The organism is Methanospirillum hungatei (assembly GCF_020216685.1).
GTDB classification, from domain to species: domain Archaea; phylum Halobacteriota; class Methanomicrobia; order Methanomicrobiales; family Methanospirillaceae; genus Methanospirillum; species Methanospirillum hungatei_B.
Window position 1 is genome coordinate 1 of sequence record NZ_JAIWNS010000158.1, and the last position, 12,184, is coordinate 12,184.

General features: G+C 48.3%; 10 protein-coding genes and 1 pseudogene. 2 read left to right on the forward strand and 9 right to left on the reverse strand.

The features are described from left to right. The 4 genes and pseudogenes from LDL35_RS10030 to LDL35_RS10045 all read right to left on the reverse strand — a co-directional run. Window positions 1-130, reverse strand: a pseudogene (locus LDL35_RS10030) (PD-(D/E)XK nuclease domain-containing protein); the annotation flags it as partial. Window position 131: 1 nt separating this feature from the next. Next, the gene (locus LDL35_RS10035) at window positions 132-1,772 is read right to left on the reverse strand and encodes a toll/interleukin-1 receptor domain-containing protein (RefSeq protein ID WP_369694914.1); all 1,641 of its coding nucleotides are present in this window, start codon (window positions 1,770-1,772) and stop codon (window positions 132-134) included. Window positions 1,773-2,178: 406 nt separating this feature from the next. Continuing rightward, window positions 2,179-3,462 carry an ATP-binding protein gene (locus LDL35_RS10040; protein WP_304022201.1) on the reverse strand — a complete coding sequence of 428 codons (1,284 nt, stop codon included), beginning with the start codon at window positions 3,460-3,462 and terminating at the stop codon, window positions 2,179-2,181. Between the two features lie 300 nt (window positions 3,463-3,762). Then, on the reverse strand, window positions 3,763-4,401 hold the full coding sequence (locus tag LDL35_RS10045; protein ID WP_304022202.1) for a DUF2150 family protein: 639 nt from the start codon (window positions 4,399-4,401) through the stop codon (window positions 3,763-3,765). Window positions 4,402-4,515: 114 nt separating this feature from the next. Between LDL35_RS10045 and thiI the strand changes: the two genes are divergently transcribed. Further along, window positions 4,516-5,706, forward strand: a complete 1,191-nt coding sequence (gene thiI, locus LDL35_RS10050; protein WP_304022203.1) for a tRNA uracil 4-sulfurtransferase ThiI — start codon at window positions 4,516-4,518, stop codon at window positions 5,704-5,706. 5 nt (window positions 5,707-5,711) lie between these two features. On the opposite strand, the gene pscS is transcribed toward thiI, so the two are convergent. The 3 genes from pscS to LDL35_RS10065 form a co-directional block, all read right to left on the reverse strand. Further along, window positions 5,712-6,893, reverse strand: a complete 1,182-nt coding sequence (gene pscS, locus LDL35_RS10055) for an O-phospho-L-seryl-tRNA:Cys-tRNA synthase (RefSeq protein ID WP_304022204.1) — start codon at window positions 6,891-6,893, stop codon at window positions 5,712-5,714. Next, window positions 6,890-7,072 carry a hypothetical protein gene (locus LDL35_RS10060; RefSeq protein WP_304022205.1) on the reverse strand — a complete coding sequence of 61 codons (183 nt, stop codon included), beginning with the start codon at window positions 7,070-7,072 and terminating at the stop codon, window positions 6,890-6,892. Before LDL35_RS10060 ends, pscS begins: the two co-directional genes overlap by 4 nt. A gap of 113 nt (window positions 7,073-7,185) precedes the next feature. After that, window positions 7,186-8,070 carry a hypothetical protein gene (locus LDL35_RS10065; protein WP_304022206.1) on the reverse strand — a complete coding sequence of 295 codons (885 nt, stop codon included), beginning with the start codon at window positions 8,068-8,070 and terminating at the stop codon, window positions 7,186-7,188. 90 nt (window positions 8,071-8,160) lie between these two features. Between LDL35_RS10065 and LDL35_RS10070 the strand changes: the two genes are divergently transcribed. Then, a complete protein-coding gene (locus LDL35_RS10070; RefSeq protein WP_304022207.1) occupies window positions 8,161-9,648 on the forward strand; it encodes an ATP-binding protein in 1,488 nt (495 codons plus the stop codon). Window position 9,649: 1 nt separating this feature from the next. On the opposite strand, the gene LDL35_RS10075 is transcribed toward LDL35_RS10070, so the two are convergent. Both LDL35_RS10075 and LDL35_RS10080 read right to left on the reverse strand, forming a co-directional pair. Then, a complete protein-coding gene (locus tag LDL35_RS10075) occupies window positions 9,650-10,510 on the reverse strand; it encodes a formate/nitrite transporter family protein (protein ID WP_304022208.1) in 861 nt (286 codons plus the stop codon). Window positions 10,511-10,576: 66 nt separating this feature from the next. Next, the coding region (locus LDL35_RS10080) for a DUF2070 family protein (protein WP_304022209.1) at window positions 10,577-12,184 on the reverse strand (1,608 nt) is incomplete at its 5' end.

A 12,184-nucleotide genomic window follows, 5' to 3' on the forward strand; every position in this document is an offset into this window, starting at 1 on the left:
CCCCGCTTTTATCGATCCCAATGACTTTGAACTCAAAGATCCAGATCCCGGATCTCGTCTTCACGGTCAGATCCACTCTTCCTTTGTTTGATTTATCTTCCCAAATGACCTCGTATCCAAGAGTTGCAAAATCATGGAGGGGTCTTCTTCCAGTGATCACGGATGAACCTGGCGATCTCGTTCTTACCATCCTTCGTCGCCTCGTCGATCGCATCGATGATCACGAGCTTATCTCCCTCAGGCCGGATCACCCCTGATGTGAACGGCTGGACGAGAAAGTTGTCAAAGAGTGTGTAAGCGTCCTTCTCAGTCTCGGTCTCAAGGTCCATTCCCTGGATCTTTGCATCATATAAAGGAAGATGCTGGGTAATCTGGTAAACGATCGAGAGAACTGCCCGGCGGGGATCGCTCTTGTCGGTATGCCCGTGGATACAGAGATGGAACGCAATAACATCTCGGTGATAATTACAGAGCCAGGCTGCAACCGCACTCTTCCCGATCCCCGGACCGCCAAGCAACCAGAAGACCCGTGAGTCCGGCTTTTCAGCCATCCAACGGTCGATCTCGTCAAAGATCCATTTCCTCCCGGTGAACCTGGCGATATGCTGGCCGACATCGGCCCTGAAGTCTAACAGCCTGAGTTTTTTGATGAGTTTAGCCTGCCCACCCTTAAAGTTAAGCTGTTTCTGCTCAATTGCATCTGCGAGACGATCAAAGAGCGGGAGATACCGGTCTGAATACTTATCGATCGGGATGACGGTCATGAGATCCAGGTACTGAATCCTGCAGATCGAGGTCGGAACCCCGTCTATCAGCTCAACGAGGAGGACCGGGATGATCTCTTTACTCTTTTCAAGTGCCTTGGCGATATGGGTGAGACAGTATCCTTCCGGTGAACCCCTGTCCCGTCGGTTCTTCCTGCTGACCGACCCCGGGGTCATGAGGAGCACAACACGGTTGCACTTCTGCAGTCCATCCTCGACGTACTGTTCAAATCCGGGACTGCCTATCACCATATCAGGATCAAAGATAACCAAATGACCCCTTGATTCGAGATCTTCCTTGATCCGGAGTGCATTGTCGGTGTACTCATCCCTTCCATAGCTCAGGAAGATTATAAACTTCTTTTCGGTCTCCTGCCGCTGTTCTTTCTGCTGACCTGATTCTTCAATGTGGGGAATCTGCGGCTCTGGTATAGAGCTTCGTGGCTCTTCCCGGATTGCCTGAACGAGTTCTGCAAAGCAGGCAGGATAGATATCTTCATGATCCCTGACAGGGATGGCAGGTCTGAAGTCTCGGGAAGGGATATCCTTCACCGATGGCGGGAGGTCATCCTCAAGATCAACAAGGACAACAGGAATTATCGGGAGATGCCGTTCATACGCCTTGGCAACTTCATTCAGACAGTACCCTGCCGGTACCGGATTCTTCCCCTGTTTCTCTCTCCTCATTGAATGCGGAGTGATAAGAAGGACGACACGGTCACAGTATTTCAGGCCCTCCTCGATATACTGTTCCCAGTCACCTCCAAGCCGGATCCGCTCCAGATAAAACCAGATGGTGTGACCCCTGTGTTCAAGATCGGTCTTGATCCGCTCTGCATCGACAGCGTACTGGTCATGACCATAGCTCAGGAAGATTTTGAGGGGAGTGATGGTTGTGGGATCGGGGAGGGAATTGATTTTTGTGATGGATGGAGTGCTCTCCGGACATGAAGAATTGAGGAGTGATTTTGTTGTTTTTATCCCGAAGGTGTCGATATCTTCAACCAGGTTCTCATTGAGAAGATCAGAACAGACGGTTCGTACCTGATCACTATCACAACCGGTGAGAGAACAGAGGTCTTCTTAGGAGATTAATTTCTTTTCTTTGCAGAGTGTAATGATTTTAAACCTGAGCTCCCCGGGATCCATTAATCAACAAGGGAAGTTTATGGTAATAGAAGTTCTGATTTCAATTTGAGGTTAACTCTGAATAATCGAATCAAAGGTGATTTATGCTTACTGAACGCCAAATAATGGATTTAGTATAAAAATGGTGAAGATTACAAACCTTTCAGGAATTACATCCTTTCGTCCCAACCTTCTGTATGTCTTTATGGCATAACCTGAATAGAGACCAAATCCTCTATTTATTCAGGCTTTTATCAATTCTTTCTCTTCATTATTCCCAAAAAAATTAAAAAATCCCCTCTACCATCCCAAGAAGGAACTTATATAGCGGTACAACCCGGATTGTCCCCTTTTTCCCATACCAGTCCGCCTCGATCATCCGTTCCTCTGATTCAGTTACCAGTATAAGATTATCACATTTGAGTTCCTTAGAAGCTTTAATTAATGCCCTGATCTCTCTCTTTAATGTCTTTGGTTGTGAGATATCAAATGAAACCTGAATCAATGATTTGATCTCAGTTCCAGACTGAATTACAAAATCCACTTCTTCACCCTGCTGACTCTTCCAGTATGAGAGACGGCAACTACCATATAATTCCTGCCGGTAGAGATAAATGGCGGTGAGATTTTCATACATTCTCCCGATATGAAGAGAATGCCGGACAGATCGTGCGGAAAAACAGCCGGTGTCTGTGAGATAGATCTTCTTGCTTGAGCTTATCTGTTCCCTCACTTTCCATGAGAATCGCGGGATGCTGAAGAAGAGAAAACTCTGATGGAGATACTGGAGGTATTTCTTCACGGTATTTGTGCTGGTCCTGGTTAATTCACCGAGATTTGCATATGAATATTCTACTGCAGGATTTGATATCAGGCAGAGTGATAGATCCTCGATTGCCTGGGGAGAACGTATGTGATATCTCCGTACAATATCTTTGAAAAGCACTGCCTGAATGAGTGTATTAAGATAGGTATCATTATCTGCTTTTCCAAGCACTACTTCAGGATATCCGCCGGTCTCGATATACTGATGGAGAAATTCAGGATATTCTGATGAGATGAGCTGTACATCTGTCCTGGCAGCCAGGAATTCATCAAAAGAGAAAGGCAGGATCCAGACCGGAATATACCTGCCGGTAAGATGTGTTGCGAGCTCACTGCTTAAGAGATGAGCATTGCTGCCCGTGATCACCAGGCGGACTCCCTGCCGGTGAAGTCGGTTTACGATCAGTTCCCACCGTGGAAGATTTTGAATCTCGTCCAGGACGAGGATTTCATAATTCCCATATACCTGGCGCAATGCTGATTCAATGGCGAGGAAATCCTGTACTGATGCAAGTTCCTCATCGTCAAAATTGATATACGCTGCAGGGATCCCTTCTATTATCTGACACAGAGCGGTGGTTGATTTCCCTGCCCGCCTTGGACCGGTAATAACCGTAATCAGACCCCCTGTATTCTCAATATCCGGGATTGACCGTTGAATATAGGGATGCTTGATTTTGGACTGCATCTCCCTCTGCTGAAGGATAAGCCGATCAACCAGGGCCATGGATAATGCATGATGCATGAAAGTTTAAAAAATCATGCATTATATTGATTGAGAGATCGATTTTACTCATAACATTTTCAATCATCATAGCAGGGAAAAAATTATCTCTTGAGAGGTTATTGCATGAATGATTTTCAATAGCACTATAAGGTCAATTCAGCATGTGATCTTTTACATTCACAAGGTTAATTTCCCTTATTGTATCACCAAAATTGATTTGTGCAACCGCCTCTTTGGTAGCCGAAAAAAATTGCCCCAATGAAAAATCAAAGAGGTTGGATCCTTACTGAAAATTAAATATTGGTGAAAAAAATATTTTTACGAAACCTCGCCTGCTTCCTCGTCAAAGTTCTTGAGCGTTCCCATGGCCTCATTCATGGTCTCAATCTGAATAAGCCATTCATCAAAGACACCCATATCCTCTGAGTCCTTGATATATCTGCCACAGCAGGATTTTCCGTTTATGACGTTTGCACCGATCTCCGCTGCTACAGCGAGTAGTTCTTCAGTATTCTCCTCATTAATACCGCGCCCCTTTTTGACAAGAGCCTTGATATCCTCATCATAGCCACCTTCCAGGAATTTTTTGGCAGAGGCAAACAGGACGAGTAACTGGAAATGCATCGGGGCAATAAGTTCAATCATATCCTCCCCTACCTCCTGTTCCATGATGATCTCCTCTACCTCGATGAGTTTATTCATCGATTCCTCCTTCGTGAACCTGTTGTTCTGGTACAGCTTGATGATCTTCAGGACTTCAATACAGATATCCTGATTAAAACCATTCAGCAACTGGTATCCTTCAGGCATATCATCATCATCGCCACCTTCAAAATCAGCCTCACGCAGGGAGTTCATCCAGTTATCCCATCGCTCCTGGCTGTAAAAGATATAGAAGAGCTTCATTGGAGCTTCTTCCTGCGCTGATGCCGATTCTTTCTTTTTGCGTGGAGCCATTACATACACCTGTGATTTACCGGGCATAAGAGTTTGTCGGCTGCATGGCATGAACCGGTGGTATACCCGGACAGACAACAGCCATTTCAAGACAGAAAATAAAGTACTGACCAGATGGAGCAGGATACCCGCAAGGTCGTGATGGTCCGGTTCGGAGAAATATTTTTAAAGAGTGAACCGGTGCGCAGGGAGTTTTTAAACAGGCTCCGGGATAATATCCGTGCCGGTCTGAAGGGATTGAACGTGGACGCGACTATAACGATCACCAGGAGTAGGATTCTGGTCAGCTCCGAGTCCCCTGTAGATCTTGTGCCTCTGCTCTCACGGATTTTTGGCGTCATTGATATAGCCCCGGTAACGGTCTGTGGGAATAGTATGGATGATCTCTGCGAAACTGCGGTCAGGGTTGCACACCCTCATCTCATGCCCCATACCCGGTTTGCGGTTCGGGCACGGCGTGAAGGTGTTGATGGTTTTTCCAGCCAGGAACTTGCTGCAGAAGCAGGAGCCCGGATCATTGATGCCATTCCTGATCTAAAGGTGGATTTGACTGCACCGGAGTATGAGATCTTTATCGAGGCCAGAAAAGAAGGGAGCATGGTGTACGATACCCGGATATCCGGTCCGGGAGGCCTTCCTTATGGGACCCAGGGAAAAGCGGTTGCTCTCATCTCTGCCGGTATAGACTCACCGGTTGCGGCTTGGCTCATGATGCGCCGGGGTGTCCGCATGATATTCCTCCATATTGAACCGGGAAAATTTGGTGGAGCTGATATCAGACGAAACCTTGAACACAACCTTACCGCCCTCTCACACTGGGTTCCGGGTCTTGAATTACCGGTCATCACTATCCCTGCTGAACCGTTCTATCAGGCACTTATGACCCTTTCCGAACCAAAACTCAGGTGCGTTCTCTGTAAACGTGGCATGCTGGAACTGGCATCACGATATGCACAACAATCCGGGTGTGATGGTATTGTAACCGGGGATAATCTTGGTCAGGTAGCAACCCAGACTCTTCACAACCTTGCTCCTATCTCTGCCGGTATTGAGATCCCAATCTATCGCCCGCTCATCGGGTATGACAAGGAGGAGATCATAACTCTTGCACGAAAGATTGGATCATTCTCATCTGAACCAGGGGACACCTCATGTAGTGTCCTCCCTCCCCGGCCGGTTACCAGGTCAGATGTCCATCAGATTGAAAGGCTTATGGATCAGGCATCCATACGTTCCGTCATCGAGGATATCCTGCAATTATCATCGAAAAAAGTGATAAAAAACGGAATTTTTCAGAGTGGCTGATAGTATTACCGTGAACAGGCCAGCCCTTCTTTCTCTGCTATCTCAATAAAAGACTCTGCAATATAATCAGCCTGCTCACTGGTAATGCCATAACTGTTAAATTTCCAAACCCTGGTCGATCCTGCAAGGATTCCTGCAATACCCCGTTCACGAAGAGCACTGGTCAGGAAAAAACCCTTCTTTTTATGTGTCCTGGCAACAGTGTCAAATGAATCGGTTGTATTCATCCTGGTCAGGGTATGTTTCCGGGGGTACTCACTCTGAACTTTTGTTCCTTCAATAGTAAGCAGGGCATCGACAATCCGGTTCACGTATTGTACCTGTGCATCAAATTCTTTCACTCTTCTTTTCACATGGGGAAATGATGCCATCATCCCGACCGATGTAACACCCATAAGGGTACATCCCATCATCTCAACCTCTTTTACTCCAAATGTCCTGCCGGTGAGGTCTCCCTTAATACCGGTCGTTCTGAAGACCGTCTCGGCCCATTCGCTGGTTGTTGCAAGAACACCGGAAGGGGCAGGGGCAGCCATGCTTTTATGACCTGAACCGACGAGAAAGTCTGCACCCAGCTCTTTCCCGTTCACGTCCATGATACCAATCGTATATGCTCCGTTACACAGGACCGGGATATCATACTGGTGAGCAACTTTAATGAGATCCGAAACCGGATGCTGGTTTCCATACTGGTAATCCACCTGCTCAATAAACATGAGGGCCGGGGTTTTCCCGGTTGTCTTGCTGACTTCCTCAATCCGGGCTGCTGCTCCGTCCGGGGTTATGATGTGAGAATCATTCGCAGGAATTTCAAAAGCCATTCCCCGTGACTGTTCCACAGATAAAAACTCCGTGTAATGGGAGTACGCTGTCAGAAGGACTGGATCACCCGGTTTTACCAGGGCAGAAGCAACGGCCTGAAACCCTCGTCGTGCGCCGGGCACCAGCCTGGCAACATCCATGTTCAGAAATGAAGCTAGATCCCTATGAAATTCTGCCAGAGGAGGTTTTGAGATATGGTCAAGTCTGAATGGCTTGGTACAGTGATCGCAGACTGAATATCCGTCACCATACGCCAGAACTGCTTTCATGGCATCGGTGGTCAGTCGTCCGCCGGCCTGAATCGGATCAAGGTTGATAAATAACTCATCGATCTGCCTCGTATCGATGCCTTCACCACAATTCATGCCAGGAGTTCCTCCTTCAGGATAGCGACCTGTTTCTCCAGTTTCCCGAGGATCTTTTCAGCCTCCTTTTTTTGTTCAACCGATAAGTGATGATGCGGAACGGTATCCCGAAGCATGCCTCTGATATCCGTAAGAAGATAGAGTCCCTGAAATACTGCATCTACTGACCGTTTAGACATATATGTACCTGACAGTACGATTGGTGCCGGGATGCAATAAGAGGAACGATTCGGAAAAGATGAACTGTTATGGATCTTTTACAAAAAAAGGAAACCTGTGAATCAATCAGAGGTTAATACTGACAGTCCTGCTTACCTTCGAGGACTTTTCCCCGGCAGCATGTCTGCGTCTTTGGGTTATAACAGGTATCGCCACACTTCTGGGATCCTACTCCTTCAAACACCTGTTTCTGACAGCATGATTCGGTCTTCGGGTTATAACAGGTGTCTCCACATGGCTGAAGGCCAACCCCCTCAAATACCTGCTCCTGGCAACAGGTCTGTGTCTTTGGATTATAACAGGTATCCCCACAGGGCTGGTATCCAAAACCATCGTAGATGGTGCCCTTGCAACATGACTGACTGCCTGGATCATATGTAGAGCCTGCACAGAACATGACTCCCTTGCCATCATACACCTTCCCCTGTGAGCAGAACTGCTTTTCAGTATCATAACATGCATTGCCGCATTCTCTCCAGTTCGAACCTTCAAGAGTCTTGTTGTTACAGCATGACTGGGTCATCTTGTCATAACATTCCCCGCCACATGTTCCCCAGTACCGGCCATCCAGTACCTGACCATTACAACATGACTGTGTGTCCGGGTTGAACTGAACTCCATGACAGGTCGAAAGACAACGGCTCCCGTTTACCGGGTATCCTTCACAACAGACCTGCTTCTCCCGATTAAAACAGACCCCCTTACACTCCCCCCACATCAGGCCGTCATATATCTGACCCCTGCAGCACGACTGTGTACTTGGATCATAACAGCTGTTCCCACAGGGAACGATCTTGGTTTTATCATCATACACCTGCCCCTGGCAGCAGGTTTGTGTTGCAGGATCATACATGCCGGTTCCACAGGGGATACCTGCTGCATATACCCCGACTATGAGTGCCGATACTATGACAGCACTAACCATGAGACCAAAAAATCGGATATGAGCTTTCTGCATGATATCTGGTACTGCTTCACAGTTCAAGTATCTTCGCTATCGCCGCTACTCACTCTTATCATCTCCCTGAGAAGAATATCTTTTTAGATCATGGATAACCGATTTCATCTTTTAACCGGGACAGATGTGCTTTCTTACACCTGGATTCTCCCCCCCGGAGATATGATTGCGGTAGGAGAACTGGCGGTAATCACGGATGAACGAACTAAAACCCGGTATTTTGCACGGGTTACAAGAATGAATCATGAACCGGAGACCGGAGGGCTGCTGGTGACCGGCCTTCCCATCGGCTGCATCAGTCCGGATGGAATATATCGAAAGCCACGAACCATCCCTGCGCTGTATTCACCGGTCAGACCCCTGGATGCAGATGAAAATGCTATCCTCCGCAGGTTCATGGGAGAACTTGAAGTCGGGTTCATGATGAGCGGAAACCAGAAGGTGGTTGATCTTCCTATCGGTATCCCGTCATCTGTTTTAAACCAGCACCTGGGAGTATTTGCAACGACCGGTATGGGAAAAAGCAATCTCATGAAGGTCTTCTGTGCCTCTGCAATCAATACGCGAAATGCAGGTATACTCCTCACCGATCCCCATGGGGAGTATGCAACCGGCCAGCCAGGCGATCCAAACTCCCGGGGCCTTGTTCATCACCCGAAAGCTCAGGAGGGCCTTTCTGTATTTACCATCCGCGACCCGGCCATTGCCCAGGAATATGGGATGAAACCGCTCCGGATCGGTCATAAGGATCTCTCGATTGCAGACCTTGGGCTGGTATTTGATCTGACTGCAGCACAGTATGAAGTTGTCAACCTCCTGATGCCCTTTTCAACAAATGAAATCATCGATTTTTTCATCAATGAAGATGTTGAATCCCTCCCCTCACACCTGCGGACCACAGCCTACATCGGGAACCATCAGGATATCGCACAGCGTGTCAGGAGTGCGCCGGCTGATGCACTCCGTCTTGTCCAGCGTCAGATCAGGACCCTCCTGGACCTGACCTCACTCTTCGTAGATTCATCGTCCTCTTCCCTGCCCGAAATCCTCACTGCTCTTGATGAAAATAAGGTTGTCCTGATTGACATCCCCGGTATGAGTGATGCTGCAGAACTTTTCATCCTCTCCGCAATCTCCAGGGCAATATTTAAGGATCGACAACGACGGTTCATTGAACAGGGTTCTGCAGCCGCCAGCGGCAGGGTTCTCATATCCATTGAAGAGGCACAACGCGTCCTATCCCAGCGGGCTGAAAAAACAGGAGTCTTCCGAGAGATTGCCATGGAAGGGAGAAAGTTTGGTGTCGGTCTTGGGGTTATCACCCAGCAGCCGAAAAATATTGATCAACGGGTGCTGGCCCAGATGAACACCCTCTTTGTCATGGGACTGGCCGATCGTCATGACCGTGAGATCATTGCGTCATCTGCAAAACATGATCTCAGGGTTCTTGACACGGAGATCCAGACTCTTGACCGGGGAGATGCCGTTATATCTACGGTAGGGATACCCTTCCCGGTCAGTTGTCATATCCATTATTTTGAAGAGTATCTGGATGCCCTCTGGGAAGCGGCTCCCTGAATCACGGGGTAATCTCTTTTTTAAATGCGACCCAGAGCAGAACTCCAGATAATACCAGACCGCCCAGAAGATTTCCTATTGTTGCCGGGATGAGATTACTGAAGGTAAATGTACTCCATCCAAGATTTCCTGCAAGCGGACCGACCTGCGCCACCTGCAGGAACGTAAGATGAGGTGCACACAATAGCCCGGCAGGAACAAGAGCAGCATTGGTAATGGAATGCTCAAGGCCGGTTGATGCAAGGGCCATGGAAGGAAACCATACCCCGGCGATCTTTCCTATTGCATCATCGGCACAGATACCAAGGAGAACAGCAAGGTTCAGGAGCCAGCCCGCTGCTACTGCTTTAATAAAACAGGTCCATATCCCCATAAGCCCTGGATAACTGCATCGTTCTGAAGCAAAGGCTACCATGCTTACCGCAGATGCCCCGGCAGTCATTCCCTCAGCGCCTGGCTGCAGAAGAACTCCGAAGGTCACAAGGGCGGCGAAAAAAAGAGCCCCAATAATATTTCCGATATAGGACAGAACCCATAACCTGAATACAGAAATCCAGCTGCCCTGACCGGAAAATGCAGCAAATGGTGCCAGCATTGCATCCCCGGTACAGAGTTCTGCACCGGTCAGGACAATCAGGATAAGCCCGAGGGGAAATACAAAGCCTGAAACGAGCTGAGCCATTCCTGCTCCAAGGGCAGGTGCAACACCGGTCGATACGATAACCATCAGTGATGCACCCATGGCAATATATGCCCCGGCCATCCCTCCTCTGAGCAGAATATTCCATCCCTCAAGTGACATCCGGTATTTCCCGGACTCAGCACCTTTTGCAATGATTTCATACGGGGTATGATATGACATGTTCTCCTCCTGGATGTTGGATTTTCATTCTTCTATTGAATCAGTTTCCTTCATGCTTCCGGTTTATCAGGTAATAACCATGTATGCGATAACTGATAAGACAACTGCCAGGAGCAGCATCCCGGCACTTATGGGAACAACATAGACAAGAATAGTATTTACAATACTTGCAAGCTGGGCAATAGAGTCAGATCCAAAGATGATGACTCCGTTACAGGTAGCAGAGCTGCCGGCAGCCTTCGCCTCCGAACAGTCTTTGAGTGCCAATTCAACGCCTTCAAGCACATGAGTTACGAGGTCATCGGGTGAAATCTGAAGCCCGACCGGGTTTTTCCCACTGATGGTATTCACAACATGGGTGTCGGTGGTCATCACCTCGGCCTCATCGACCAGGGCACGGACCTCATCTCTGATATATTCCCTCACTCCCTGTGCCATGTTGTTCCCGTCAATAAGAATATACGCAGCAGTCATCCCTCCTGTTTCAGTTACCAGAACCTGAAGACCAATATCCCCGATTCCTTCCCCCCTGGTGTATGGCAGGGGGAGATGTGCATATCCTGCCTGCAGAGGGTAGAGTGGTGCAACCTCCCACCGGTTCATTGCCTCTGTAGCGGCGGTGAAGTATTCATGTGCTGTTCTGGTCCCCGGAAGGATGACATCAATCTCATCACCAAGACAGTTATGAGCATCAATAAACCCGATATGAGGTGTGATCTTATGTCCCTCACAGATGATAGCGTGCCCGATTCCAAAATCAATATCTTCAGTCTTATCCGGGGAGCGGGTACTGACCATCAGCAGGGCATCTCCGATTCGCTGGTAGAGGAGTGAAACAGTTCCCACCTGTATCCTGCCTGGCTTTCCTGCAGTATCATGCCAGTGAAGTGATGCCCTGGTTTCATTGACAGCATCGACAATTTTGTCGATCTCACCTTCTGATACCAGATTGTAATCATGAGTTGCGCATCCATGAGCAACCATCATCTCCTCATCAAAGCGGCTTCTCAGAATTGAGGGAAGGTTTCCTCCCCCGATCTCTCCCATCGGTCCAGGATGCACATTCGGAATCGTGAGGATCAGATCCTTTTTCCCTTCTCGTCTGAAGAAAATACTGACCTGCGGGACCCATGCCTCCTGCCCGATATCTCTAAAGAACTCTTCCATTCCCTTGTCCCCGTCTGTAAGGTGGGCAATGAATGCATTCAAAAACTTCAGACCACGAATGTGAAATGCCCGGTATAATGGCCGATCAATGAGCCAGATCAGGATGGCAAACCCGGTTCCAAAGAAGATCATCAGGACCGGGGCAAGAACCGGGAAGGGATCCGGAAGGATGGGCAGGACACAGAGCCATCCGGTAATACTCTGTATGGATGCCGGAATGATCATCCTCGATGTCCGGTAATCTGCGATCGAGACGAGAACGAGAAGCCGGACTCCAAAGATAAATCCTAATGATATGGCATAACACAGATCCAGCAGGTCCTTCAGGAAGATAAGGCCGATGAGAGTAATAAGACATGAAAAGAGTGTACAAGAAACCGCCAGCAAAGCCCCTCTGTTCCAGGTCATCTGACGGTTGAGCAGTATGATCAGAGGCCGTGTCAGCAGAAATGCAATAACACCGGGCACGATAAATCCCTGGATACCAAACCATTCATATGATGGATC

Coding starts and splice junctions, on each gene's coding strand:
- pscS (WP_304022204.1), bottom strand. CDS start 6,893: ATGAATTGTGGTGAAGGCATCGATACGAGGCAGATCGATGAGTTATTT.
- thiI (WP_304022203.1), top strand. CDS start 4,516: ATGGAGCAGGATACCCGCAAGGTCGTGATGGTCCGGTTCGGAGAAATA.
- LDL35_RS10065 (WP_304022206.1), bottom strand. CDS start 8,070: ATGCAGAAAGCTCATATCCGATTTTTTGGTCTCATGGTTAGTGCTGTC.
- LDL35_RS10070 (WP_304022207.1), top strand. CDS start 8,161: ATGGATAACCGATTTCATCTTTTAACCGGGACAGATGTGCTTTCTTAC.
- LDL35_RS10075 (WP_304022208.1), bottom strand. CDS start 10,510: ATGTCATATCATACCCCGTATGAAATCATTGCAAAAGGTGCTGAGTCC.
- LDL35_RS10045 (WP_304022202.1), bottom strand. CDS start 4,401: ATGGCTCCACGCAAAAAGAAAGAATCGGCATCAGCGCAGGAAGAAGCT.
- LDL35_RS10060 (WP_304022205.1), bottom strand. CDS start 7,072: ATGTCTAAACGGTCAGTAGATGCAGTATTTCAGGGACTCTATCTTCTT.
- LDL35_RS10040 (WP_304022201.1), bottom strand. CDS start 3,462: ATGCATCATGCATTATCCATGGCCCTGGTTGATCGGCTTATCCTTCAG.